This window comes from Streptomyces sp. NPDC048171, from assembly GCF_043202655.1.
Taxonomy (GTDB): domain Bacteria; phylum Actinomycetota; class Actinomycetes; order Streptomycetales; family Streptomycetaceae; genus Streptomyces.
Window position 1 is genome coordinate 83,899 of the sequence record NZ_JBIDAU010000003.1, and the last position, 23,872, is coordinate 107,770.

The 23,872-nt window shown below is 73.0% G+C and carries 24 protein-coding genes; 10 read left to right on the forward strand and 14 right to left on the reverse strand.

Features of this window, described 5'->3' with window-relative positions; translation table 11 throughout:
- Window positions 1-55: 55 nt before the first annotated feature.
- The 8 genes from ACGF3J_RS09075 to ACGF3J_RS09110 all read right to left on the reverse strand — a co-directional run bounded on the left by ACGF3J_RS09075 (window position 56) and on the right by ACGF3J_RS09110 (window position 7,614).
- Window positions 56-967: a siderophore-interacting protein gene (locus ACGF3J_RS09075; RefSeq protein ID WP_161327385.1), complete on the reverse strand. Its 912-nt coding sequence runs from the start codon at window positions 965-967 to the stop codon at window positions 56-58.
- Window positions 964-1,209 carry a phosphopantetheine-binding protein gene (locus ACGF3J_RS09080; RefSeq protein WP_161327386.1) on the reverse strand — a complete coding sequence of 82 codons (246 nt, stop codon included), beginning with the start codon at window positions 1,207-1,209 and terminating at the stop codon, window positions 964-966. The genes ACGF3J_RS09075 and ACGF3J_RS09080 overlap by 4 nt, the downstream gene beginning before the upstream one ends.
- Before the next feature lie 49 nt (window positions 1,210-1,258).
- On the reverse strand, window positions 1,259-2,455 hold the full coding sequence (locus ACGF3J_RS09085; protein WP_346346002.1) for an isochorismate synthase: 1,197 nt from the start codon (window positions 2,453-2,455) through the stop codon (window positions 1,259-1,261).
- A 111-nt stretch (window positions 2,456-2,566) separates the two neighbouring features.
- Window positions 2,567-2,785, reverse strand: a complete 219-nt coding sequence (locus tag ACGF3J_RS09090) for an MbtH family protein (protein WP_161327387.1) — start codon at window positions 2,783-2,785, stop codon at window positions 2,567-2,569.
- A 96-nt stretch (window positions 2,786-2,881) separates the two neighbouring features.
- Complete coding sequence (locus ACGF3J_RS09095) at window positions 2,882-4,270, reverse strand: lysine N(6)-hydroxylase/L-ornithine N(5)-oxygenase family protein (RefSeq protein ID WP_161327388.1); 1,389 nt, start codon at window positions 4,268-4,270, stop codon at window positions 2,882-2,884.
- Window positions 4,271-4,338: 68 nt separating this feature from the next.
- A complete protein-coding gene (locus ACGF3J_RS09100) occupies window positions 4,339-5,001 on the reverse strand; it encodes an isochorismatase family protein (protein WP_161327389.1) in 663 nt (220 codons plus the stop codon).
- A gap of 9 nt (window positions 5,002-5,010) precedes the next feature.
- Window positions 5,011-6,690: a (2,3-dihydroxybenzoyl)adenylate synthase gene (locus ACGF3J_RS09105; RefSeq protein WP_393853747.1), complete on the reverse strand. Its 1,680-nt coding sequence runs from the start codon at window positions 6,688-6,690 to the stop codon at window positions 5,011-5,013.
- A 117-nt stretch (window positions 6,691-6,807) separates the two neighbouring features.
- A complete protein-coding gene (locus tag ACGF3J_RS09110; RefSeq protein ID WP_346346003.1) occupies window positions 6,808-7,614 on the reverse strand; it encodes a 2,3-dihydro-2,3-dihydroxybenzoate dehydrogenase in 807 nt (268 codons plus the stop codon).
- Between the two features lie 301 nt (window positions 7,615-7,915).
- On the opposite strand from ACGF3J_RS09110, the gene ACGF3J_RS09115 reads away from it, so the two are divergent.
- Window positions 7,916-8,341 carry a DUF6003 family protein gene (locus ACGF3J_RS09115; RefSeq protein WP_161327392.1) on the forward strand — a complete coding sequence of 142 codons (426 nt, stop codon included), beginning with the start codon at window positions 7,916-7,918 and terminating at the stop codon, window positions 8,339-8,341.
- A gap of 31 nt (window positions 8,342-8,372) precedes the next feature.
- Here ACGF3J_RS09115 and ACGF3J_RS09120 read toward each other — a convergent pair whose 3' ends face one another.
- Window positions 8,373-8,987 (reverse strand): TOPRIM nucleotidyl transferase/hydrolase domain-containing protein, encoded by a 615-nt coding sequence (locus tag ACGF3J_RS09120; protein ID WP_161327393.1) that lies wholly within the window; start codon window positions 8,985-8,987, stop codon window positions 8,373-8,375.
- A gap of 62 nt (window positions 8,988-9,049) precedes the next feature.
- Window positions 9,050-10,588 carry an IucA/IucC family protein gene (locus ACGF3J_RS09125; RefSeq protein WP_393853748.1) on the reverse strand — a complete coding sequence of 513 codons (1,539 nt, stop codon included), beginning with the start codon at window positions 10,586-10,588 and terminating at the stop codon, window positions 9,050-9,052.
- Between the two features lie 126 nt (window positions 10,589-10,714).
- Between ACGF3J_RS09125 and ACGF3J_RS09130 the strand changes: the two genes are divergently transcribed.
- From ACGF3J_RS09130 to ACGF3J_RS09140, 3 genes are all read left to right on the forward strand, one after another.
- Window positions 10,715-12,241, forward strand: coding sequence for an IucA/IucC family protein (locus ACGF3J_RS09130; RefSeq protein ID WP_393853749.1), 1,527 nt, complete (start codon window positions 10,715-10,717; stop codon window positions 12,239-12,241).
- A 62-nt stretch (window positions 12,242-12,303) separates the two neighbouring features.
- Window positions 12,304-13,581, forward strand: a complete 1,278-nt coding sequence (locus ACGF3J_RS09135; RefSeq protein WP_161329120.1) for a VWA domain-containing protein — start codon at window positions 12,304-12,306, stop codon at window positions 13,579-13,581.
- Window positions 13,581-14,387, forward strand: coding sequence for a hypothetical protein (locus ACGF3J_RS09140; protein ID WP_161329121.1), 807 nt, complete (start codon window positions 13,581-13,583; stop codon window positions 14,385-14,387). The genes ACGF3J_RS09135 and ACGF3J_RS09140 overlap by 1 nt, the downstream gene beginning before the upstream one ends.
- A gap of 49 nt (window positions 14,388-14,436) precedes the next feature.
- Here the strand turns inward: ACGF3J_RS09140 and ACGF3J_RS09145 are convergent, their stop codons facing one another.
- Window positions 14,437-15,081, reverse strand: coding sequence for a helix-turn-helix domain-containing protein (locus tag ACGF3J_RS09145; protein WP_161329122.1), 645 nt, complete (start codon window positions 15,079-15,081; stop codon window positions 14,437-14,439).
- An 87-nt stretch (window positions 15,082-15,168) separates the two neighbouring features.
- On the opposite strand from ACGF3J_RS09145, the gene ACGF3J_RS09150 reads away from it, so the two are divergent.
- Window positions 15,169-16,377 (forward strand): pyridoxal phosphate-dependent aminotransferase, encoded by a 1,209-nt coding sequence (locus tag ACGF3J_RS09150; RefSeq protein WP_161329123.1) that lies wholly within the window; start codon window positions 15,169-15,171, stop codon window positions 16,375-16,377.
- 7 nt (window positions 16,378-16,384) lie between these two features.
- Here ACGF3J_RS09150 and ACGF3J_RS09155 read toward each other — a convergent pair whose 3' ends face one another.
- Both ACGF3J_RS09155 and ACGF3J_RS09160 read right to left on the reverse strand, forming a co-directional pair.
- Window positions 16,385-17,074: an ABC transporter ATP-binding protein gene (locus tag ACGF3J_RS09155; protein ID WP_161329124.1), complete on the reverse strand. Its 690-nt coding sequence runs from the start codon at window positions 17,072-17,074 to the stop codon at window positions 16,385-16,387.
- Between the two features lie 3 nt (window positions 17,075-17,077).
- On the reverse strand, window positions 17,078-18,517 hold the full coding sequence (locus tag ACGF3J_RS09160) for an ABC transporter permease (protein WP_161329125.1): 1,440 nt from the start codon (window positions 18,515-18,517) through the stop codon (window positions 17,078-17,080).
- Between the two features lie 145 nt (window positions 18,518-18,662).
- Here ACGF3J_RS09160 and ACGF3J_RS09165 point away from each other — a divergent pair, with 145 nt between their 5' ends.
- The 5 genes from ACGF3J_RS09165 (at window position 18,663) to ACGF3J_RS09185 (ending at window position 22,403) form a co-directional block, all read left to right on the forward strand.
- The gene (locus ACGF3J_RS09165; RefSeq protein WP_161329128.1) at window positions 18,663-19,325 is read left to right on the forward strand and encodes a response regulator transcription factor; all 663 of its coding nucleotides are present in this window, start codon (window positions 18,663-18,665) and stop codon (window positions 19,323-19,325) included.
- Entirely contained in the window at window positions 19,322-20,584 is a 1,263-nt protein-coding gene (locus tag ACGF3J_RS09170; RefSeq protein ID WP_346346122.1) for a HAMP domain-containing sensor histidine kinase, read from the forward strand. Before ACGF3J_RS09165 ends, ACGF3J_RS09170 begins: the two co-directional genes overlap by 4 nt.
- A gap of 9 nt (window positions 20,585-20,593) precedes the next feature.
- On the forward strand, window positions 20,594-21,193 hold the full coding sequence (locus ACGF3J_RS09175; protein ID WP_161329126.1) for a histidine phosphatase family protein: 600 nt from the start codon (window positions 20,594-20,596) through the stop codon (window positions 21,191-21,193).
- Window positions 21,194-21,254: 61 nt separating this feature from the next.
- Entirely contained in the window at window positions 21,255-21,905 is a 651-nt protein-coding gene (locus ACGF3J_RS09180) for a hypothetical protein (protein WP_393853750.1), read from the forward strand.
- A gap of 75 nt (window positions 21,906-21,980) precedes the next feature.
- Window positions 21,981-22,403, forward strand: coding sequence for an acyl-CoA thioesterase (locus ACGF3J_RS09185; protein WP_161331002.1), 423 nt, complete (start codon window positions 21,981-21,983; stop codon window positions 22,401-22,403).
- Between the two features lie 60 nt (window positions 22,404-22,463).
- On the opposite strand, the gene ACGF3J_RS09190 is transcribed toward ACGF3J_RS09185, so the two are convergent.
- Window positions 22,464-23,867: a nucleobase:cation symporter-2 family protein gene (locus tag ACGF3J_RS09190; RefSeq protein WP_161331001.1), complete on the reverse strand. Its 1,404-nt coding sequence runs from the start codon at window positions 23,865-23,867 to the stop codon at window positions 22,464-22,466.
- Window positions 23,868-23,872 lie beyond the last annotated feature (5 nt).

Below are 23,872 nucleotides of genomic sequence, written 5' to 3' on the forward strand. Positions count from 1 at the left end.
AGTACCGGACACCGGGTCGGGGAGGGGAAGGGCGGGGCGGCGGGTGCGACCCGCCTCATGCTCCTCGCTGGTCACGGTCGTGCCCGTGCGGCTCGTGGTCGTGCCCGTGCGGCTCGTGGTCGTGGTCGTCGTCGAAGTCGGCGACGCCGCGCTTCCAGTAGCCGCTGATCTCGTAGTCGGCGCGTTCCAGGCGCAGTTCGTCCCGGATCCAGCGGCGCAGGGGTTTGATCTGCCCCGCTTCGCCGGCGATCCAGGCGTACAGCCGTTCGCCCTCGGGCACGGTGATCCCGGTGACGGACCGGACCAGGAGGTCACCGGTGCCGGCCGGGCGGGCGCCGCGGTGCAGCCAGTGCACCTCGACACCCTCCGGGGCGGAGAGCGGGATCTCCTGCGTGGCGTCGGCGACCTCGACGAACGCCCAGCCCCGCGCGTCGCCGGGCAGGTGCTCGAGCCAGCGGGCGACCGCGGGCAGCGCCGTGATGTCGGCGACCAGCAGGTAGCGGTCGTAGACCGGGGGGACGATCAGCCCGCCGGGCGGGCCCGCGACGTGGGCGCGGGCACCGGGGGCCACGCCCCGGGCCCAGTCGGAGGCCAGACCGCCCTCGTGCGGGGCGATGTCGATGTCGATCTCCCCGGTCGCCGCGTCGTGACGGCGCACGGTGTACTCGCGTGAGGTGGGTGCCGGGCGCGGCCAGCGCAACAGGTCGCCGTGGGGCTCCGGGAGGCGCAGCGAGCCGTCCGGCTCCGGGAAGATCAGCTTCACGTGGTCGATCGGCGAGTGGGACTCGAAGCCCTCGACGCCGGGTCCGCCCAGGGTCAGCCGCAGCAGTCCGGTGCCCACCATGGTGGTGCGCACGACCCGTGCCTCACGGATGCGGATCGGATAGCGCACCTTCTCCGGGACGCTCCCGGCCCGCACCTCGGCGATCCGCTCCAGGTGCCGGTGCGCATGGCCCCTTCCCGTCACGGACTTTCCCTCTTGTCCGTCAGCAGGCTGATCCAGTGGGCGAGTTCGGGCTGTTCCGCGAGGTCGGGGAGTTCCAGGCCGGACGCGCCGGCCGCACGCCAGCGCTCGGTCAGGGTCATCAGCCGGACCGAGTCCATGCCGAGGTCGAAGAGGTTCTCCTCGGGGCCGATCTCGGAGGTGTCGCACCCGAGGATCTCGGCCACGTCCGCGAGAATCCGCTCGGACGACAGTGTCTGGTTCACCGGTTGACTCCTGTTGGTGTGGGGGCGGTCGTGCCGCTGCGGTGGGGTTTCACGCCAGTTCCTCCAGGCCGAGCGCCTTGAGGAGGGTGCGGAACTTGGCGGTGGTCTCGGCGAGTTCGGCCTCGGGACTCGAGCCGGCGACGACTCCGGCGCCGGCGAAGATCCGTACCGTCCGGTCGTACACCTCGGCGCTGCGGATCGTCACCGCCCATTCGCCGTCGCCGTGCCGGTCGTTCCAGCCGACCATGCCGGCGTAGAAGCCGCGGTCCTGGGCCTCGATCTCGGCGATGGCGTCGACGGCTCCGGCGGTGGGGACTCCGCCCACCGCCGGGGTGGGGTGCAGGGCCTGAGCCAGACCGAGCGAAGAGGCGGCGGGGTCGGCGGCGTCGCGCAGCCGGCCGGTGATCCTGGTGGACAGGTGCCACATGGTCGGGGTGCCGAGCACTTCGGGGCTGTCGAGAACCTCCAGGTCGGTGCAGAACCGGCCGAGCACCTCCGCCACCTGTCCCGCGGTGTGGGCGTGTTCGCCGAGGTCCTTGGCCGAGTTCCGCAGTCGGGCGACGCGTTCACGGTCCAGCGCCTCGTCGCCGGAGCGCGGGGCGGAACCGGCCAGGGGGTTGGCGGTCACGGTCGCGCCCCGTCGGGACACCAGCAGTTCGGGGCTGGCGCCGACGAGGGTGCGCGAGGCACCGTCGCCGGGGGCGGTGACGTCGGCGGCGAAGGCGTAGGCGGACGGGTTGCCGCACACCAGCCGGGAAAGCAGGGTGGGCACCCAGACGGGCGCGTCGGCGGTGAGTTCGAGACAGCGGGCGAGGACGACCTTGCGGAGCTTCTCGTCGCGGATGAGGTCCAGCGCGCGGCCCACCCCCTCGACGTAACCCTCGGGCTCGGGGACCGGCCGGACCTGCCAGCCCTCGTGGGTGTGCAGGTCCGGCACCTGTATGTGCTCGGGCGCACCCGCCCGCCGTACGACGGCGGGCACCACCAGGGAGGCCTCCGCCTCGGGGCGGAAACCGACGGCTCCGACCACCACGGGGTCCGGCACACCAGCCAGGGCGGCCGCGTCCATCGCCCGGGCGGCGGTCTCGGCGAGCGGTCCTCCGGCCGGTGCGACACGGGAGTGCACCCCGTCCGCCAGCATCGTGCCGCGCGGCGAGGAGAAGTAGAACGATCCGGTCAGGTAGGCCGCCAGCAGGTCGGCGGCCTCGTAGACGGGGTGGGGGCGCGCCGATGTCGATATGGACACGTCTGCGAATCCTTTGTTCCGGCGTAGCGGATGAAGCCCCGATCGGGCTGCGGGGTCGGGTTGTCGAGCTGCGTCTGTGGCCGGGAGCGTGTGGCACGGGCTCCCGGCGGGTCACCGTGCGCGTTCGGCGTGCGCGATCAGGCCGGCGGGACGCATGTCCGTCCAGTGCTCCTCCACGTAGGCGAGGCAGCCGGCGCGGGAGTCCTCACCGTGCACCACGGTCCAGCCCGCGGGCACCTCGGCGAAGGCGGGCCACAGCGAGTGCTGCTGTTCCGGGTTGACCAGGACGAAGAAGTCGGCTCCGTCGTCCTCGAAGGGGTTGGCGCCCATGGAAGCTCCTTGCTCGGGTGGGGCCGGGGGCGTGGAGGGAGGGGGGTGTTCCCGGAGCGGGGACCCGGCCGTGTCCGTACGCGTCCCGGCGCGGGTTCATTCGGCCGTGACGGCGAGGCTTGCGGCCGCTTCGACCGCGCCGGCCGGAGCCGGCACCGCCCGTCCGGCCCGGTCCAGCAGGAGGGCGTCGCAGATCTCGCCGGAGCGGACCGCGAGGGCGGAGAGCAGTGAGGAGGTGATCCCGTGCGTGTGCTCGGTGGCCGCGCCCTGTACGTAGATCCCGGCGCGCACGCGCGGGGTGGTGAGGACCCGGTGGTCGCGGCTGATCCGAAGCCGGCCCGCACCGTCCGTCAGGCACTCCTCGGCCAGCGGGCCGAGCAGGGTGCGCGGGTCGGTGGGCCGGTAGCCGGTCGCCATCACCACGGCGTCGCAGTCGAGGGTGTACGGCTCCCCTTCGATCAGCGGCCGCAGGTGGAGGCGGGTCCCGTCCTCGCGTTCCTCCACGGCCGTGAGGGCGGTGGTGTTGAGGAACCGCATCCGCTCGTCGCCGGCCACCTTCTCCTGGTAGGAGGTCCGGTACAGCTGCTCGATCAGATCGGGGTCGACGACCGAGTAGTTGGTGTTGGAGTGGTAGTCGAGCAGCGACCGCTTGACGTCGTCGGGCGCGGCGTAGAAGTCGTCCACCGCCCCCGGGTCGAAGATCCGGTTGGCGAAGGCGCTGTCGTCGGCGGGGCTGTACCCGTACCGGCTGAAGACCGCGCAGACCTCGGCGTCCGGAAACTCGCGGTGCAGGAACTCGACGGTCTCCGCGGCGGACTGACCGGCGCCGACGACGGCGAAACGGCGGTGCGGACGGCTCTTCAGCGAACGGGAGTTGGGCAGCAGGTCCCGGTTGTGCCATACCCGCGGGCCCAGTTCGACGCCTTCGGGGAGTCTCGGCGTCAGTCCGGTGCCGATGACGAGATTGCGGGTCCGCAGCGTCTCGCCCTCGGCCGCGGAGCCGTCCGCCGGGTGCGAGCGCACCTGGAGGACGTCGGACGCGCCGCCGTCCTCCAGGAGGACGGAGTCGGCCTGCCGGCCGTAGCGCACCTGGTCGGCCACCCCGGCGGCGCACCAGCTCAGGTACTCGTGGAACTCGATCCGCGTCGGGAAGAACGTCTTCTGGTTCATGAAGTCGACGAGCCGGCCCCGCTCGTGCAGGAAGCGCAGGAAGGTGAAGCGGCTGCTCGGATCGCGCATCGTGGCCAGGTCCTTGAGGAAGGACACCTGCATGGTGGCGCCGGCGAGCAGCATGCCCCGGTGCCAGCCGAACTCCCGCTGCCGCTCCAGGAAGGCGGTGCGCAGTGAGCGGGCGCCACCGCTGTGCGCGTTGTGCTCCTCGATCGCGATGGCCAGCGCGAGATTGGCCGGGCCGAAACCTATGCCGACCAGATCGTGGACCGCCTGCCCGTCGTCCCGTCCGGCGTCTACGTGCCCTGCTGACATCCTCGTCCTTTGTTCGGGTCCCACCAGGACCACACCTGAACTGCGGCATTCACTTAGGTAAGGCTTACCTAATCTTTCGCATCGGACAGAGGGGTGTCAAGCCAGGTCCGCAGCGTGCGGTCCGTGGTGGACACCACCGCGCAGCGACCCGCTGACCAGCGCAGCGCCATCTCGTGGTCGGCCGGGGAGAAGTCCGCCACGGCGTCGGCGACCACGAAGGACTGGATGTCCCGCATCCACGCGTCACAGGCCGTCATCATCACGCCGATGTGCGCGTAGACACCGACGATCACCAGCTGATCGCGGCCCCAGCCCCGGAGCCGCTCCTCCAGGTCGGTGCGGGCGAAGGCGCTGTACTTCCATTTCGTCAGCACCGTGTCCCCGGGCGCCGGCGCCACGTCCGCGGGTACCGCCAGCACCGCCGGATCGTCGGCGACCCCGGGTCCCCAGAAGTCGAGTTGCAGCCCGCGCTCCCGCGGGCTCTGCCCGCCGCGCTGGGTGGAGTACACCACCGGCACGCCCAGCCGGCGTGCCTCGTCCAGCAGTCGGGCGGTGTTGGCGAGCATCCCGGTCAGCGGCTGCTCGCCGGCCGGGAAGGCGGACAGGAAGTGCTGCTGCAGATCGTGCACGAGCAGCACGGAACGGGCCGGGTCCGCCGTCCAGGAGACCCGGTTGTCCGGGAGCTCCTCGGGCGTGGGGAGCGGATAGGCGGCGATGGCGGGAAGTGGCATGGGGGTTCCTCAGAGCTGCTCGGGGGCGGACGCGGCGGAGCGCAGGCCCTTCTTGCTGACCTTGCCGACGCCCGTCTGGGGGAAGGCGTCCACGAAACGGACCAGGTCGGGGATCTTGTACGCGGCGACTCCGCGGGCGCGGACGAACGCCTTGACGGCCGCGGGGCGCATCGGTTCGGCGCCCTCGCGCAGGATCACGTGGGCGAGGGTGCGTTCGCCGAGGAAGTCGTCGGGCACCGCGACGAGTGAGACGTCGTGCACGTCGGGGTGGGCGAGGATGATGTTCTCGATCTCCTCGGGTGCGACCTTCTCGCCGCCCCGGTTGATCTGGTCCTTGGCGCGGCCCTCCACGACCAGGTGTCCGCTCGGCGTGCGGCGCACGATGTCGCCGGTGCGGTAGAAGCCGTCCTCGGTGAACGAGCGCCCGTTGTGCTCGGGCGCCCGCCAGTAGCCACGGATGGTGTAGGGGCCTCGGGTGAGCAGATGGCCGAACTCGCCGTCCGGCACGTCCTGGTCGGCGTCGTCGACGATGCGGATCTCGTCGTCGGGGGAGATCGGCAGGCCCTGGGTGGTGACGACGGTCTCCGGATCGTCGTCCAGGCGCGTGTAGTTGACCAGGCCCTCGGCCATGCCGAAGACCTGCATCAGCTGGCAGCCCAGTGCGGGCTCCAGCCGACGCGCCGCCTGCTCGCTGTACTTGGCGCCGCCGACCAGGACCAGGCCGAGCGACGACAGGTCGTGCTCGCCGCGTGCGGCGGCCTCCGTCCACAGCAACGCGAGCGGCGGCACCAGACCGGTGAGGGTGATCCCCTCCTGCTCGATCAGCGCGAAGGCGGTCGCCGGCTCGGGCCCGGGGCACATGACGACCGTGCCGCCCGCGTACAGGGTGCCGAGCCAACCGGGTGAACTCATCGGGAAGTTGTGGGCGGCGGGCAGGGTCACGAGGTAGCGGGTGCCGGCGTCGACGCCGCAGATCTCGTTGGAGCCGCGGAGCGAGTAGACGTAGTCGTCGTGGGTGCGCGGGATGAGCTTGGACACCCCGGTAGTCCCGCCCGAGAGCTGCAGGAACGCCACTTCGTGCGGCTCGGGTCCGGGCAGCGGTCCGGACGGGTCGCGGGGCACCTCGGACAGCGCCGTGTGCACGCCGGGCTCGCCCACCACGAACACCTCCTTCAGCCCCGGGCAGTTCTGCCGGACGCGTGCGGCGAGTTCACGGTGGTCGAAGCCGCCGAGCACGTCCGGGACGACGTAGGCGACGGCCTCGCTGAAGGAGCAGAAGTGCAGGATCTCGGTGTCCCGGTGGGCCGGAAGCGCGAACACCGGCAGCGCGCCGATCCGGAACAGCGCGAAGACCACCTCGACGAACTCGGCCACGTTCGGCAGCTGGACGACGACCCGGTCCCCCCGCCCGATCCCCCGCGCCGCGAAGCCGGCGGCGAGCCGGTCGGCCGCCTCGTCCAGCTCCCGGTACGTCCGCACCCTGCGCTCGGGCGCGGGGTCCACCAGGGCGATCCGGTCGGGGTGGGCGGCGGCCCGCTCGCGGAGCACCCCGCCGAAGGTCTCGCCACGCCAGTACCCGGCCTCCCGGTAGCGGCCGGCGAACTCGGCGGGCCAGGTGGGGGCGTCGACGCCGGGGGTGAGCGCGGTCGGGGCGGGGGCCGGCTTGGCAGGGGTCGGTTCGGCGGGCACGGCAGGCTCCAGGGGTCTCTGGCGGGAGGGGTGGGGGGCGGGCCGCAGCGGCGCGGCATACGGGAGTTCCCGTCCGGGACGTATGACGTAGGACGTACGACGGCGGCGGCGTCCGGCTCAGGCGCGCAGCGTGGCCCCGCCGTCCACGTAGAGGTCGTGCAGGGTGATGTGCCTGGCGCGGTCGGAGGCCAGGAAGGCCACGGCGTCCGCGATGTCGGAGGGCTCGGCGATCCGGCCCAGCGGAATGCCCGTGCGGTACGAGGCCAGGTCGCCCTCGATGACGCCACGCCGCCCTGCCTCGACACCCGCGGGGGACTCCCCCCACATGGCCCGCTGCATCTCGGTCATGGTGGAGCCCGGTGAAACGGTGTTGCACCGCACCCCGGAGGACGCGACCTCCAGGCCCAGGCACTTGGTGAACATCACCGCGGCGGCCTTGGAGGCCGCGTAGGCGGCCATCCCGGTACGCGGAATGCCCCCGGCGTTCGACGCGACGGTGACGATGCTTCCCCGGCCGCGGGCGGCCATCCGGCGCGCGGCGGCACGGGACACGTGCATCACACCATGGGTGTTGACTGCGAACGTGGCCGCCCAGTCGGCGTCGTCCAGTTCACATACGGCACCACCGCGCAGGACGCCTGCCACGTTGACCACGACGTCCAGCGGCCCGAGTTCACGCTCGGCCTCGTCGACCACGCGCTCCACGGCCGCCGCGTCACTCACGTCGAGGCCCCGCGCGCCGACCACGCCGCCGTCCGCCCCGCCACGCCCGTCGGCGGCGGCTTCCACCGCGGTCGCGTCCAGGTCGGTGGCGAGGACCCGCGCTCCCTGCGCGACGAGCGCGTCCACCACGGCGGCACCTATCCCCCGTCCGGCCCCGGTGACCAGGGCGAACCGCCCCTCCAGGTCCCGTGCACCGCTCACCGGACACCGGCCTTCGGACCGGCGGATCCGTGGCGCCGCCCGGCCTGACGCGGGCATCCGTGCAGCCCAACAGGGCATACCGCAGGGCGAGGTGAGGGCATCATGACGTCGGAGTCTCCAGGTGTGCGGCGGTCGTGACCTTCACGCGGCTGTCCCGTGCCGGACCTTACGCGATTAACTTAGGTAAGGCTACCCATACTTCAAGAACCGTCGGCAGCACCCGGCGCCGGGCGCTCCGGCGCCCCCGCGCGGCACTAAGATCGGTGGTTCACAACCGTGTCGGGAAAGGCGAGGCTGAGCGATGGCCGATGACGCGTACCTGTTCCTGCTGCCGGAGCGTCATCCGCGGCTCGCGGCGCCGCTGGCGGCGGTCGGTCCCCTGGAGTGTCTGGAGACCCCGGCCGTGCGCGGCTGGCTCTCCGCGCACGACACGGCGCCGGGGTCCGAGCAGGTCAGGATTCTTCCGGCGGCCAAGGACGTCCTCATCCCGGAGGACGCCGAGCGGCTGCCCGTGCCGCTGACCGCCGACGAGGCCCTGCGGGTGGAGCAGGAGTGCACCCCGGCGTCCATCACCGACCTGGAGCGGGAGCTCCTCGGCTTCCGCGAGGTCACCCAGGACTGGGAGACCCTGGTGCACCGCGCTCACGCGGCCGGGATCCCCGCGCCCCGCATCGCGCAGCTCACGGGGATCGACCCGGTGGACATCGGCCGGCTGACCCGCTTCTGACGCGGCGCCCGCCCGGCGAGGGCCCGCCCGGTCACAGACTCGTGAAGAGTCCGCGGAGTGGAGCGGGTGTCCGGGCGGGGTCGAGGGCCTCGACCAGGAGGCGGCCGTAGCGGATCTTGCGGCCCTTCTTGGTGGAGAGGAAGCGCCGCAGCTGCTGGTGCCTGGAGCGGCCGTGCTGGGCGGGCTGGCCCAGGAAGGTCTGCCAGGGGCGCAGCTCGCCCTCGGCCCGGATGATCTCCTCGGCCCGGTCCGGGCCGAGGGCGCGGAGCAGTTCGTCCTCCAGGTCCGCCTCGCAGACGAAGAAGTCCCGCGGTGCCCCGGCCCGCTGCCAGCCCCGTTCGTAGAACCGCACCTCGCCCACGTCGCACAGGCCCTTCAGGTACAGGCCGAGACCGGGCGGGCCGAGCAGACCGGCGTAGCGGCCGACGCTCATCGCCCCGCCCATCGCCACCACGGCCACCCCTTCGGCGACCAGGTCACGGCCCTGCCGCTCGGCCAGCGCCTCGACGGCCGCGAGGTCGCTGGGGCCCTCGAGCAGTACCGCCGTCCGCAGCCCGAGCGCCTCGGCCAGCTCGCCCGCCGTGTCGCCGGTCCCGCCGGCCGCCCAGCGGGCGGCCTCGTCCCGGAACGCCTCGATGTCCGCCATGCAGCGAGTGTGCACCTCCGGGGCCCGCGATCGCACGGATTATCGCGGCGGTACCGGTCCGCTCACGCCTCCCGCAGGGGGTTGGGCAGCGGCAGGTAGCGGGCGTCCGCGCCGTCGGCGCCCGTCCAGCGCAGGAGGAGGTTGGTCTTGGCGGGGAGGGTGGGGGCGGTGAGCAGGGCCGGGATTTCGGGGAGGGCGTGGCGGGAGAGGGCGCGGCGGACCGCGGGCCAGGGGTCGAGGCCGGGGTGGTGCTCGGCCAGGGCGGCGGCGATCTCCCAGAGGTGGTTGACGACCAGGCAGTACACCAGCCGTTCCCACCCGTCCGCGCGGGAGGTGTCCGGCACCAGCTTGACGCCCTCCGCGTCCCGGAACAGGGCCTGCACGGGGGTGCCGTCGGCGTCCACGGCGACCAGGGTGTTCTGGAGGTGGGCCTCCAGGACGACGCCGTCGTCCGCGAAGGCGGTCAGGACGGGCGGCACGACGGCGTCGAGGTACGCCCGCCACCAGGCCGCCGGATCGGTGGCGCGGGCCAGGGGGCTGCCGGGGAAGCCCTCCACGAGCGCGGCGGCGAGCAGCGGGGTCGCGCCGGGCAGGACGCGGTCGCGCAGTCCGTCGCGGACGACGACGGCCAGCTCCTCGAAGGCGAAGTCCGCGGTGCGGTGGCCGCGGTCGCCCAGCCAGGCCGCCGGGGGCCCGGCGGCGGCGAACGCCTCGGTGACCGCCGTGTCGGTGCGGCGCAGCCGGAGCAGGTCGTGCCGCCACAGGCGCCGGATGTCGTTGGTGATGCGCACGTCGAGGCTGAACTTCAGGAAGAGGTCGCGCCCCGGCAGGTACTCGGGCGCGTACACCGTGCGGATCGCCGCCGTCGGCCAGGTGAAGAAGCCGGTGGTGCCCAGCCGGACGAGCCGTCCGTCGGCGAAGGCGGGGGCGAGGGCGGTCGCCGCCAGCTCCAGTTGCCAGGGGTGGGCCGGCAGCAGCCGGTAGCCGGGCGGGGCCTGGCCGAGGGCGTCCAGGGCGGCGGTGTCGCCCTCGTCGACGACCGTGTCCTCGCGCACACCGAGCAGCACCAGCGGAAACCGGGCGTGCGCCTCGGGCGCGTACGGCAGCCAGCCGGTGTGCGGGCCGCCGCCGCGCGCCTTGGGGGCGGGGTGGTGGGTGTGGCCGGTGAGGAGGGACTGCTCGGAGCGGAGGTAGGGGTCCTCCGGCGGGGTGGCACGCGCGCGTGCCGTCAGCAGCGCGGCCACCGCGTCCCGGCTGTCGGTGATCTCGGTGGGCAGTTCGTGGTTGGCCCGGCCGGTGTGCCGGTGCAGCTCCTCCGCGACGAGTTTCACCAGCTCGGCGTGGCCGACGCGGTGCCAGCCGCCCGCCGCGCGGAGTTCCGGTTCGGCGGGACGCCGGCCCGCGCGCACGCGCAGCAGTCTGCCGCCGGGCAGCCGGTACACCGGGCGCGCCCCGGCGCCGGGCAGCGGCCGGGCCACCTCGCGCAGCAGGCAGTTCAGCAGCGGTACGGCCGCGAAGGCGTCGGCGCGTTCGGCGATGCCGCCCGGGGAAGCGGCGTCCCGGGCGGCGTCGGCGCCGGTGGGCGGGGGCAGGAGATCCACGCGTTCAGCTCGTTCCCTACGGTCTGTCCATGGCGGAGAGGGCGGAGACGATCAGTATGTCTGTAGACGCCGGGCCCGCAGTCCTCCCTCCGCCTGCCGTCGTACCCGTACCCGAGGAGCCCGCCCGTGCACCGTCCCCGCAGCACAGAGGCCGAGGTCGCCGACGAGCTGGCGGCCGTCCGCCCTGCCCTGGCCGACCGGTTCGCCGCCGAGCGGCCGGGCGCCCGCGCGGCCGTGCTGTCCCGGCTGTGGCGTGCGTTCGCCCATGAGCCGCTGCCCTGGATCGCGGGCCGGGAGCCCGCCGGGGACGGGCTGGTGGTGCGCCTCGGGGACGGCCGGCGGCTGGCCGGTCCGGCGGCCGACCCGTACCGCACGGACGCGTACGCCCCGGTCGTCCACCTCGACGAGGTCGCGTACGACGATCCGGAGCGGCTGATGACCGACCTCGCCGTAGCGCACTCCACCGGTTTCGCCGCCGAACTCGGTCACAGCGTTGCCTCGTTGGCGTTGTCGCGCGCCGGGCAGCCGCGGGCGGCGGGCGGTGCCGCGCCCGAGATTCACCCGGACGAGTGGCCGGAGACCGACTGGGGCTGGGAACGCCGCGTGGTCGACGGGCATCCCTACCACCCCGGCTGCCGTTCGCGGCCGGGCTTCTCGGTGGCGGAGCAGCTCGCGTACGGGCCCGAGCACGGGCCGGTGGTGGAGCTGGGCCTGGTGCCGGTCCCGGCGGCCGAGTGCCTGGTGACGGGGGTGTGGCCGCGGGAGTTGCGGGACGGGTCGGCGGTGCTGGTCCCGGTGCATCCGTGGCAGGCGGCGCACGTGCTCAAGCGGCCCTGCGAGGAGGGGATCGCCGCGCACCCCCTGATGTCCCTGCGGACCCTGGCCGTGCCCGGCGGACCGCACGTCAAGACCGCGCTGAGCGCCCGCCTGACGTCCTCGGTGCGGGACATCTCGGTCGCCTCGGTCGGCGCGTCGGCGGACGTGTCCCGCTTCGGGCAGGAGCTGGCGGCGCGCCTGGACGGGCTGCTGCACGTCACCGGCACCCTGGGGGCGGTGGCCGCCGGCTCCCCCGACCTGGCCGCCGTACTGCGCGAGTCGCCGCGGGCCTACGCGGCCCCCGGCGAGCACGTGGTCCCGGTGGCCGCGCTGGCGGGCACCGGCCTGTCCGGGTCGCCCGGGTGGCAGGCCGCGTTCGCACGGCTCGCGCTCGGCGTGGGGATGCGCCTGCTGGAGCTGGGCGTGGCCCTGGAGGCGCACGGGCAGAACCTGCTCGTGGTGCTCTCCCCGGCGGGCGAACCGCTGCGCCTGGTCTACCGCGACCTGGCCGACATCCGCGTCAGCCCGGCCCGTCTGGCCCGGCACGCCGTCGCCGTCCCGCCGCTTCCCGCGCGGATGCTCACCGACGACCCGGTGGCGCTGCGGCGCAAGTTGTTCGGTTCGCTGGTGGGCGGCGCGCTGGCGGCGACGGCGGGTTCCGGTGCGGCGCTGGGCAAGGCGCTGGAGGAGGCGGTACGCGAACTGCCCGGCACCCCCGACGTCCTCGCCCTGTGCGAGGAGCCGCTGCCGGTGAAGTCGCTCACGCTGATGCGGACTTCGCCGGGGACGGCGGGGGATCTGTGGACGGAGCTGCCCAATCCGCTGCACGCGGGGTGAAGTCGGGGCGTCGTCGCGGTCTCGTTTTGGAGCCCGGCGTCCGTGGTCAATAGGATCCGCCGATGATCACAAGAACACGGCTGGCGGCGGGCACGTGTGCCCTGCTCGCCGCGCTGACGGCCGGGTTGGCGTTCCCGGCCGGAGCGGTGGCCGGTGAACCCACGGGTGAGGACGCTCCGAAGGTCGACCTGGTGCTCGACGTCAGCGGGTCGATGCGGACGCGGGACATCGACGGCGGTACCCGGATGGCCGCGGCGAAGCAGGCGTTCAACGAGGTGCTGGACGCGACACCCGAAGAGGTGCAGCTCGGCATCCGCACGCTCGGCGCCGACTACCCGGGCGACGACCGCAGGACGGGCTGCAAGGACACGGCTCAGCTCTACCCGGTGGGCCCGCTGGACCGCACCGAGGCGAAGACGGCGGTGGCCACGCTGGCTCCCACCGGCTGGACGCCGATCGGTCCGGCGCTGCTGAAGGCGGCCGACGACCTCGACGGCGGCGCCGGGTCCAAGCGGATCGTGCTGATCAGCGACGGCGAGGACACCTGCGCCCCGCTCGACCCGTGCGAGGTGGCCCGCGAGATCGCCGCCAAGGGGATCGGACTGACCATCGACACGCTGGGCCTGGTCCCCAACGCGAAGATGCGCCAGCAGCTCAGCTGCATCGCCGAGGCGACCGGCGGTACCTACACGTCGGTCGAGCACACCGACGAACTGACCGAGAAGGTCAACCAGTTGGTGGACCGCGCGGCCGACCCGGTGGTGACGCCGGTCGCCACCGAGGGCGCGGACTCCTGCGCGAAGGCGCCGACGCTGAAGTCGGGTCTGTACACCGACCGCGCGGAGTTCGGCGGGCAGCGCTGGTACCGGGTCGACGTGGCGCCCGGCGAGGAACTGCGGGCCTCGGTGAGCGTGGGCGCCGACCGGGCCGTGAACCCGTCCCACGGCGTGCTGCTGCGGGCCGTGACGGCGCACGGGCGCGAGATCGTGCGCGGCGAGGCGGCGGGCGACGGCCGCACCGACGTGCTCTCGACGGGGCTGCGGTACCCGAAGGCGGAGAGCGACTCCGACGAGGACTCGGCCGACTCGGCGGCCGAGGCCGTGTGCCTCCAGGTCACCCACTCCTTCTCCGTCGCCTCCGGCGTGAAGACCACGCCCGGTCTGCCGCTGGAGCTGACCGTCGATGTCGTGGACGCCCCGAGCGACGCCGACGACGTGGCCTCCTTCGGTCTCGGCCGGGGCTGGTGGCTGCTCGGCCTGCTGGTGCTCGTCGGCTTCCTGGCCGGTCTGCTGTGGGGCTGGCTGTCGCGCTGGCGGTTCGCGATCTGGAGGACCAACTGATGCGATTTACCCGAGCGTTGAGCGCGGCAGTGCTGCTGCTGGGACTCGCCGCCGCCCCCGCGGCGGCCGGTCCCTCGCCCTCCGCGAGCCCGTCGGACGACGGCGCGCCGACCGAGGCGGGTACGTCGTTCCGCACGGCGGCCGAGATCGAGCAGGGGCAGCGGGCCACGGCGAACGGCTCCGCGGGCGACTACCTGTACTGGTCGTTCCCCGCCGACGCCGGCCAACGGCCCACCGTACGGGCCACGGTGAAGCTGCCCGAGACGCACGAGGCGCAGACCTGGCGGATCGACGTGTACGACGGTCTGCGCCGCCGCCAGGCCTGCCAGTGGGGCGCCGAGAACCGCACCGCCGCCGCGGACGCCTCCGCGTTGCGACTGGCCTGTGTGCTGCGCACGGTGCGCGCCTGGTCGGAGCCGTGGGCCAACGACCCGCTGCCGGGCACGTACTACGTCCGGCTGACGGCCGTGAACCTGCCGACGTCCGATCTCGGCGTCCCGATAGGCACCGAGATACGGGTGGACTCGAAGGACATCGGCGGGGCCGCGACGGTCGACGGCTCGCTCGCCGAGCCGCTGGTGCCGGGAGTCGCGGCGTCCTCCGGCAAGGACGACGGGGAGGACGGCGAGGAGCGCGGTGCCGTGCTCTCCGCGATCGAGCCGGAGGACGGCTGGTCGTCGGGCTGGTGGTCGGACCGCTGGGTGTGGACCGGCGCCGGCGCGGTACTGGCCGCGCTCGCGGGTATCGGCGGCTACGCGCTGACCCGCGGGTCGGGCCGGCCGTCGCGGGTGCCGCCGACGGCCTGACGTGCGCTCAGGAGGCCCACTCCGCACCCGGGGTGGGCCTCCTGGTGTCTCACCCCTCGCGCAGCGCCTTGGCCGCCGTGCCGTCGCCGGTGACCTCGACCAGGCCCTCCCGCACCGCCTCCCGCAGCCCGGTCTCACCGCGGCTCAGCGCCGCGCACGTCCCGGCGTCCAGCACCAGCCGCGCGTCGGGTTCCGTTGGCGCCGGCCCGTCTCCGTACACGGAGCCGTCGTCGCCCCGCGCACCGGCGTGCAAGTGGAAGTCGCCCTCCTCCAGCCGGACCTCGACCAGCCCATGAGCCGCCCCGGCCGCCCTGAGGGCGCGCAGCAGCGGCAGCGCGAACCAGTGCGCCCGCAGGGCGTCCGTGGGCCGCCGCTCCCCCAGCTCGCCCGCGCCCCACGCGCCGAGAGCCTCCAGCACCGGCAGCAACTCGTGTCCCCGCGCGGTGAGTTCGTAGACGTATGCCGCTCCGGGCGGCGGCAGCCTGCGCCGGGTCGCCAGCCCCTCGCGCTCCATGTCCTTCAGCCTCGAGGCGAGCACGTCGGTGCTGACGCCGGGCAGGTCGGCGTGCAGGTCGGTGTAGCGCCGCGGCCCGGCGAGCAGCTCCCGGACGATCAGCAGGGTCCAGCGGTCACCGACGGCATCGAGCGCGCGGGCGGCGGAACAGTACTGGTCGTAGCTTCGGCGAGGTGACATGCGACGCAGTGTAGACAAGTTGTTGGACTTTCCAAGCTCCTACTTGGTAAAACCAAGCAACACCAGATACCGGAGGGGAAGCGGCGCATGGAGTTCCGGCAGTCGAACAAGCTCAGCGAGGTCTGCTACGAGATCCGCGGCCCGGTCATCGAGCAGGCCGACGCGCTGGAGGAGGCGGGGCACAGCGTGCTGCGGCTCAACACCGGCAACCCGGCCCTCTTCGGCTTCGAGGCGCCGGAGGAGATCCTCCAGGACATGATCCGCATGCTGCCGCGGGCGCACGGATACACGGACTCGCGCGGCGTCCTCTCCGCCCGCCGCGCCGTGGCCCAGCGCTACCAGACCCTGGGTCTCGAGGTGGACGTGAACGACGTCTTCCTCGGCAACGGCGTCTCGGAGCTGGTCTCCATGGCCGTGCAGGCGCTCCTTGAGGACGGCGACGAGGTGCTGATCCCCGCCCCCGACTTCCCCCTCTGGACGGCGGTGACCACTCTGGCGGGCGGCAAGGCGGTGCACTACCTCTGCGACGAGCAGGCCGAGTGGTACCCCGACCTGGCCGACATGGAGTCGAAGATCACCGACCGCACCAAAGCGGTGGTCGTCATCAACCCCAACAACCCCACCGGCGCGGTCTATCCCAAGGAGATCGTCGAGGGCATCCTCGACCTCGCCCGGCGGCACGGCCTGATGGTCTTCGCCGACGAGATCTACGACCAGATCCTCTACGACGACGCCGTGCACCACTCGGCCGCCGCCCTCGCCCCGGACCTGGTGGTGCTCACCTTCTGCGGGCTCTCCAAGACCTACCGGGTGGCGGGCTTCCGCTCCGGCTGGCTGGTCGTCACGGGCCCCAGGCAGCACGCGAAGGACTACCTGGAGGGCCTGACCATGCTGGCCTCCATGCGCCTGTGCGCCAACGCGCCCGCGCAGTACGCCATCCAGGCCGCGCTCGGCGGCCGCCAGTCGATCCGCGAGCTGACGGCCCCGGGCGGCAGGCTGCGCGAACAGCGCGACGTGGCCTGGCAGAAGCTGAACGAGATCCCGGGCGTCTCCTGTGTGAAGCCCAGGGGCGCGCTGTACGCGTTCCCGCGCATCGACCCGAAGGTGCACGGCATCCACGACGACGAGAGGTTCGTCCTGGACCTGCTGCTGCGGGAGAAGATCCAGGTGGTGCAGGGGACGGGGTTCAACTGGCCCTCCCCCGACCACTTCCGCATCCTCACCCTGCCCCACGCGGACGACCTGGAGGCGGCCATCGGGCGGATCGGCCGGTTCCTGGGCGGGTACCGGCAGTAGCGGCCGCTCAGGCCCTCGTCAGCCTGCCCCGCTTGAGGCGGACGACCTCGTCCGACGCGTCCGCGACCGCCCGTGAGTGGGTCACCAGGATCACGCACTTGCCCTCCTCGTGCGCCAACCGCCGGAACACCCCGATGATCCCGTCGGCGGTGTCCTGGTCGAGGCTGCCGGTGGGCTCGTCGGCGAAGAGGACGTCGACCTCGCAGGCGAGCGCCCGGGCGATGGCCACCCGCTGCTGCTGACCGCCGGACAGCGCCGGCGTCCTGCGGTTCCGGTCGGCCGCCTCCACCCCGAGCAGGTCCAGGAGTTCGACGGCACGCTGCCTCTTCCGGACGCCCTTCACCCCGGTGATCTCCATGGCGGAGGTGATGTTCTGCACGGCCGTCATGTAGGTGAGCAGGTTCAACGACTGGAAGACCGTGGCCGCGTGGCGGTTGCGGTACCGGCCGAGGCCGATCTCCGATATGTCCCGGCCGCGGAAGCGGACCGTGCCCGCGGTCGGTGAGTCGAGACCCGCGGCGATCGACAGGAGGGTGGTCTTGCCGCTGCCGGAAGGGCCGATGACGGAGTACATCCTGCCCTCCTCGAAGGAGTGGTCGACGTCCTTGAGGACGGTGCGGCGGCTGTTGCCGGACTGGTGGACGCGGCTCACTCCGGAGAGCCGCAGGACCGGGGTGCCCGCATCGGTGGTGGTCACGTCTCAGTCGCCCTTCGTGAGGATGTCGCGCGGGTTCAGGCGCAGGATCCGGGTGCCGGGAACGATCGTGGCCAGGGCGGCGATGCCGAGGCCGGTGGCGCCGACGGCGGCGATGCCGTCCGCGCCGAGTTCGACGTCCATCGAGTCGACGGGCTCGGCCCCGCCCGGGTCCTCGTTGGTGAGTCCCGTGGGGTCGGACGGGTCACGTCGGGGGCCCTCGTCCGCCGCGGCGTCCTCGGCCGACGAGACCTGGTCGGCCAGGAGCCGGTCGCCGACGGCCTGGGCGACGAACCGGCTGCCGGCGGCCGCGAAGCCGACGGCGAGGACCGCGCAGCAGACGACCTCCACCAGGTGCTGGCCGAGCAGCTTGGGCTTCTTCTCGCCGAGGGAGAGCAGGATGCCCATCTCCTTGCGTCGTTCCCGCATGTTCGAGGCGATGACCAGCGCGAGGATGACGGTGCCCGCGACCGCGACGAGCCATACGGTGACCGTGGCGAAGTCCGCGGTCTTGTTGATGGGGCCGACCATCGTCCGGTACGCCTTGTCGTTGACGCTCAGCGGGAAGACCTCGATGTCGATGCCGGCCGCTTCCGCGTCCTTCTTCAGCCGGCCCAGGTCGCCGGGGTCGCGCAGGGTGAAGGTGGCGTCCCTGAGGGCGGCTCCGCCGGCGGTCGGTTCCTTGCCCTGCAGCCGGGTCGCGCCCTCCGGGGTGACGTAGACCTGGTTCGCCGGGTCGGCCATCGCCGGTACGTAGGTGCCGGTGTCGGCGGTGCCGTTGCTGAAGACACCGCGGACGGTGAACTCGACCTCCTTGGTGCTCATGCCGCCCTTCTCGGGGTCGATCTCACCGACCCTGAGCCTGATCCGGTCGCCGACCTCGAGATCGTTGTCCTCGGCCACCCGTTCCTCGACGACGATCGCGTCGCTCGCGCTGTCCCGTTCGAGTCCGGAACCGGAGACGATCTTCGAGTCGCCGTTGCGGAACTCCCTGACCGAGTCAAGGTCACGGACACCGGCCGCCCTGAAGAGGTCGGTGCCCGTGGTGTCCTGCCCGGTCGGCGGCTCACCCTGCCGGTGCAGCGCGACCTGGTCCGTGGGGGCGGCGCCACTGTCCACGGTGTAGTTGCACGACGCCACGACCGGCGACCCGCAGACCTTGTCGACGAGCTTGCTGCGCAGGTCGCCACCGGGTCCGATGGTGCCGGGCCGCGCCCCGTCGCCCTGCGACGCGCCGCCCGAGCCGATCAGCGCCTCCACGTCCAGCTGCATCGTGGCCACCGCGCCCACGCTGCTCTTGGCCGAGTCGGCGGCGCGGGCCGCGGCGGACCGGATCAGGAAACCGGACAGGACCAGGGTGCAGATGACGGAGAACAGGCCGACGAGCATGACCGTCTTGCCCGGATGACCGCGCAGCCGCCACCAGGCTCGTTTGAACAGATTCATGGGATCCACGCTAGGAGCGCGGTGCTTTGAGGGGTGTTTGCCGGAACCGGCAGGTGCCGGGCCGCTCATACACGGATCAAATGCGCGGCTTGATAGAACCGGTCCCGTACCGGGTGGGAGTCGTGGGAAGCGAGGGTTGACGCGGGTGCGGGTGCTGGTGGTCGAGGACGAGGAGTACATGGCGCGGGTCCTGGAGATGGGACTGCGCCGGGAGGCCGTGGCGGTCGACGTGGTGCACGACGGGGCCACGGCCCTGGAGCGGGTCACCGTCTACGACTACGACGCGGTGGTCCTCGACCGTGACCTGCCCGGCGTGCACGGCGACGAGGTGTGCCGCCGGATCGTCGCCATGGACCTGGGGTGCCGCATCCTGATGCTGACCGCCGCCGGGCGGCTCGGGGACAAGGTCGAGGGTCTGGGCCTGGGCGCCGACGACTATCTCGCCAAACCCTTCGACTTCCCCGAGCTGGTCGCCCGGCTGCGCGCCCTGTACCGGCGCAGCCCCACGGCCCACGCCCCGGTACTCGCCTTCGCCGACGTACGCCTGGACACCGACCGGCGCAGGGTCACCCGCGCGGGTGCCGAGATCCGCCTCACCCCGAAGGAACTCACCGTCCTGGAGCTGCTGATGCGGGCCGACGGCGGGGTGCTGAGTGCCGAGTACTTCCTGGACAAGGCGTGGGACGCCTGCACCGACTCCTCCACCAACGCGGTGCGCCTGGTCGTGCACACCCTGCGCCGGAAGCTGGGCGACCCCCGGCTGGTGCGGACCGCGATCAGCGCCGGCTACTACCTGGGGACCGAGTGAACCGCGTCCGTCGCCCCCGTCGCCCCAGGGCCCTGGGCATCCGCGCCCGTCTCCACCTCGGCTTCGGGGCGGTGCTCGGCGTGTGCGCCGCACTGATGGTCACGATCACCTACGTCGGGATGCGCTTCCTTCCGACGTACGACCTCAGCACGACCGTGATCGTCCCCGCCGCCTCCGCGCCCGACCCGGCCCCGCCCCGGACCGTCGCCGCGCGGCCCACCGGCGGGGAGCACGGCCCCGGGATCGAGCAGGGCTCCAAGACCAGGAACCTCGGCGACATCACCAGCAAGGAGGACGTCTGGAACACGGTCCTGCTGGTGTCCGTCGGCGGGGTGACGCTGGTGACGGCCCTGGGCCTCGGCGCGGGATGGCTCCTCACCAGGCGGCTGCTCGCCCCGTTGCACACCATCGGCGAGGCCGCGGCGAAGGCGGCGGACGGCAATCTGAAGGACCGGATCGACGCGCGGGGGCCGGAGGACGAGCTGAAGCGCCTCGCCGACACCTTCGACAGGATGCTGGCCCGGCTGGAGGAGTCGTTCACCGCGCACCAGCGGTTCGCCGCGAACGCCTCGCACGAGCTGCTCACCCCGCTGGCCACCACCCGGGCCGCCCTCCAGGTCGTCGGGGACGACCCCACCCCCGCGGAGTTCGCCGAGCTGGTTCCGCTGCTGCGGGAGACCAACGAGCGCAACATCGGCGTCGTACGGGCCCTGCTCGACCTGGCCGGGGCGGGCCCCGGCCCCTTTGACCCGGACCCGGTGGACCTGGCCGGGCTGGTGGTGCCGGCGTCCGCCGAGCGCGCCGGACGGGCGGCGGCGCTCGGTGTCCGCCTGGACGTGGACACCGGTGACGGCCGTGAGCCGCACGAGGTCACCGGCAACGCCACCCTGCTGCGGCAGCTCGTCCTCAACCTCCTCGACAACGCGCTCGCCCACAACGTGCCCGAGAACGGCAGCGTCCAGGTCCGCGTCTTCCGGGACGAGGCGGCGCGGCGGGTGGTGCTGGAGGTCGAGAACACCGGCCCGCCGGTCGACGAGGCCGTGCTGGACCGGCTCTTCGAACCCTTCTACCGGGCCCGGCCCCGGGTCGGCAGCGACCGCTCGGGCCACGGTCTGGGCCTGGCCATCGTCCGGTCCATCGCCTCGGCGCACCACGGCAGGGCCACGGCGGCGTCGAACCTCCGGGGCGGGCTCACGGTGCGGATCGAGCTGCCGGCCGCGGCCGAGGTCCGCGAGGCCACGGCCTGCCCGGGACCGTAGCCTGGAGACATGGGTGATCTTTTTCTGGTCCGGCACGGCGAGACCGAGTGGTCGCGGTCGGGCCGGCACACCGGGCTGACGGACGTGCCGCTGACCGAACACGGGCGGGACCAGGCGCGGAGTCTGGTGCCGCTGATCCGCTCGCACCGGATCGGGGCGGCCTTCGTCAGCCCCTTCCAGCGGGCCCGGGAGACGGCGGAGCTGATCGGGCTGCACGAGGTGCGGGTCGACCCGGATCTGCACGAGTGGGACTACGGCGGGTACGAGGGGATCACGACGGTCGAGATCCATCGGGAGCGGCCGGACTGGTTCCTGTTCAGCGACGGTGTCGTGCCCGGGCCGCCGGAGCATCCCGGGGAGTCCCCGGAGCAGGTCGGGGAGCGGGCGGACCGGGTGCTGGCCCGGGTGGAGGCGGCGTTCGCCAACACCGAGGGGTGCGTGGTGCTGGTAGCGCACGGGCACTTCCTGCGGGTGCTGACCGCACGGCACCTGGGGCTGCCGCCCTCGCACGGGGCGCTGTTCCAGCTCGGCACCGGCACCCTGTGCCGGCTGGGCACGGAGCACGCGCGGCCGGTGGTCGCCGCGTGGAATGTCAGACCGCCGTCGTAGTCTTCGAGAGCGTCACCGAAGGCGTCGCCGGTGATCACCGGCGAGGGGAAGGGAGGACGCCGTGGCACTGTCGCCCACCCCCGCGCAGCGGCGGGTCATCGACGCGGCCGATCCCACCACCGGGCGCCTCAAGGGGTCGGAGACGCAGCTGGCGGCGCTGGTGAAGCGGGGGCTCGCCTTCCGGCACCCGCGACCGCCGCACGACCACTTCCTGACCCCGGCCGGGCACCGGATACGGGACGCGGGCGCCGAGCCGGACCCGCCGGGAAGCCCGGAGCCCGCTCCGGCCGCCGACTCCGGCGGGGGCGTGTTCGCCGCGCGGGTGGGCGGGGAGGAGGACGTGCCGGACGACGACGGGCCTGCCCGGCTGCGTGAGGTGCGCGGCGCCTGGCAGGGACTGCTCGAGCTGCGCCGGATGACGCGTCCCGACGGCAGTACGGAGTTGCCCTGCGCGTGGGAGCGGACCCACCTGGTGCGGGCCGCCGCCCTCGCACTGGAGGCGGCCGGGCACCGTCCGGCGGGCCCGGAGGGCGACGACGGGTACCGGGTGCGCGCGACCCCGCAGCCGGAGGCCGTCGCCGTGCACGAGCCGGACGACTCCGCGCGGCGGGCCTGCGCGCGGACCCTGGAGCGGGCGGGGTGGCAGGTCGGCGAGCACACCGAGCCGCGCACCCGGGCCCGTTACCTGTTGGCCTCCCCACGGAAGGTGTGACGCTCCGCCGGCGTGGCAGGATCGACCGGTCAGCACCTCCACAAGTCCGTACGCAGAAGAGGAGAGGCAGCAGCGGTGAGTGAGCCGTTTTCCGTACCCGTGACGGTCCGCGGGTACGAGACCGACACGCAGGGCCATCTCAACCAGGCCGTGTACCTGAACTACGCCGAGCACGCCCGCTGGTCACTGCTCGGCGCGGCCGGCATCCGGCAGGCCGATCTGGTGGCCCGCGGTGTGGGGCCGGTCGCCCTGGAGACGACCATCCGCTTCCAGCGCGAACTGCTCGCCGGGGACGAGGTCGAGGTGACCTGCGCCTTCGAGTGGGGTGAGGGCAAGACCTTCCGCATCCACCAGATCATCCGCAAGCAGGACGGGACCGTGGCCGCCGAAGTGGAGGGCGTCGGCGGCCTCATGGACCTGCGGGCACGCAAGCTGGTGACCGATCCGCGGGAGCGTTTCAAGGAACTGGCCGCGGATCCGGCACTGTTCGGACTGTAGGCGGCCGCCGCCTGCCACGGGGCCGGCGTCCCTCCGGGAGAGGCGCCGGCCCGGTTCGTGTCAGGTGCCCGGGGTCACGGCGTGGCCGCGTTCCCTGGACGCCTCGGTGATCTCCTCTCCCGCCTCCATCGGGTGGGTCACGTCCTCCGCCTCCCGTGCCCGGCCGCCGATGTGGTTGAAGAGCAGGTTGAGTACGACGGCGGCCACACAGCCCGTCGAGATGCCCGAGTCCAGGATGATCTTCGCGTTCTCCGGGAACGAGTGGTAGAACTCCGGGGCGGCGATCGGGATGATGCCGACGGCCAGCGAGACCGCCACGATCAGGACGTTGTTGTCCTTGTCGAGGCTCGCCCGGACCAGGGTCTGGATGCCGCTGGCCGCGACCGAGCCGAAGAGCACCACGCCGGCGCCGCCGAGCACCGGCCGGGGGACGACGGCGATCAGCGAGGCGGCCATCGGACACAGGCCCATCAGCACCAGGAACCCGCCGCCCACGGCGACGACGTAGCGGCTGCGGATCTTCGTCATCGCGACCAGGCCGATGTTCTGCGCGAAGGCGCTGCACATGAAGCCGTTGAAGACCGGGCTGATCGCGGAGCCGAGGGTGTCGGCGCGCAGGCCGGCCGCGATGGTCTTCTCGTCGGCCGGGCGGTCCACGATCTCGCCGAGGGCGAGCATGTCGGCAGTGGACTCGGTCATCGAGACCACCATCACCACGCACATGGAGACGATCGCGGCGATCTGGAACTGCGGGGCGCCGAAGTGGAACGGCGTCGGGAAGCCGACGACGTCGGCGTCGGCGACCGGGGCGAAGTCCGTGACGCCGAACGGGATCGCGATGAGCGTGCCCACGACCAGGCCGAGGAGCACGGCGATCTGCTTGACGAAGCCGCGGGTGAAGCGGCGCAAGAGGAGCACGATGACGAGGGTGATCGCGGCCAGGCCGAGGTTGGTGGCCGAGCCGAAGTCGTCCGCGTCGGGGCTGGGTCCCTGCGCCCAGCCGAAGGCCACGGGCAGCAGGGATATGCCTATCAGGGTGATGACGGTGCCGGTGACGACCGGCGGGAAGAAGCGGATCGCCTTGCTGAAGAACGGCGCGGCGAAGAAGCCGAGGAGTCCGGCGACGATGACCGCGCCGAAGATGATCGGCAGCGCGTCGGACTTGTCGTCGGTGGAGGCGACCACGGCGGTCATGGGGGCGACACCCGCGAAGGTGACGCCGTTGACGAACGGCAGCCGGGCGCCGATCTTCCAGATGCCGAGGGTCTGCAGGAAGGTGGCGAGGCCCGCGGTGAACAGGCAGGCGCCGGTGAGGAAGGTGAGTTCGGTGGCGGACAGCCCGATGGCCGCGCCGACTATCAGGGGTGGTGCGACTACTCCGGCGTACATCGCGGCCACGTGCTGCAGGCCGGTCGTCGCCATCTTCAGGGGCGGGAGTTTCTCGTCAACAGGGTGGTCGGCCACGGCGG

Bases quoted from the DNA above. Each gene is read 5' to 3' on its own strand.
- ACGF3J_RS09090 (WP_161327387.1), bottom strand. From the start codon at position 2,785: ATGGGCGCCAACCCCTTCGAGGACGACGGAGCCGACTTCTTCGTCCTG.
- ACGF3J_RS09095 (WP_161327388.1), bottom strand. From the start codon at position 4,270: ATGTCAGCAGGGCACGTAGACGCCGGACGGGACGACGGGCAGGCGGTC.
- ACGF3J_RS09100 (WP_161327389.1), bottom strand. From the start codon at position 5,001: ATGCCACTTCCCGCCATCGCCGCCTATCCGCTCCCCACGCCCGAGGAG.
- ACGF3J_RS09115 (WP_161327392.1), top strand. From the start codon at position 7,916: ATGGCCGATGACGCGTACCTGTTCCTGCTGCCGGAGCGTCATCCGCGG.
- ACGF3J_RS09120 (WP_161327393.1), bottom strand. From the start codon at position 8,987: ATGGCGGACATCGAGGCGTTCCGGGACGAGGCCGCCCGCTGGGCGGCC.
- ACGF3J_RS09135 (WP_161329120.1), top strand. From the start codon at position 12,304: ATGATCACAAGAACACGGCTGGCGGCGGGCACGTGTGCCCTGCTCGCC.
- ACGF3J_RS09140 (WP_161329121.1), top strand. From the start codon at position 13,581: ATGCGATTTACCCGAGCGTTGAGCGCGGCAGTGCTGCTGCTGGGACTC.
- ACGF3J_RS09145 (WP_161329122.1), bottom strand. From the start codon at position 15,081: ATGTCACCTCGCCGAAGCTACGACCAGTACTGTTCCGCCGCCCGCGCG.
- ACGF3J_RS09150 (WP_161329123.1), top strand. From the start codon at position 15,169: ATGGAGTTCCGGCAGTCGAACAAGCTCAGCGAGGTCTGCTACGAGATC.
- ACGF3J_RS09160 (WP_161329125.1), bottom strand. From the start codon at position 18,517: ATGAATCTGTTCAAACGAGCCTGGTGGCGGCTGCGCGGTCATCCGGGC.
- ACGF3J_RS09175 (WP_161329126.1), top strand. From the start codon at position 20,594: ATGGGTGATCTTTTTCTGGTCCGGCACGGCGAGACCGAGTGGTCGCGG.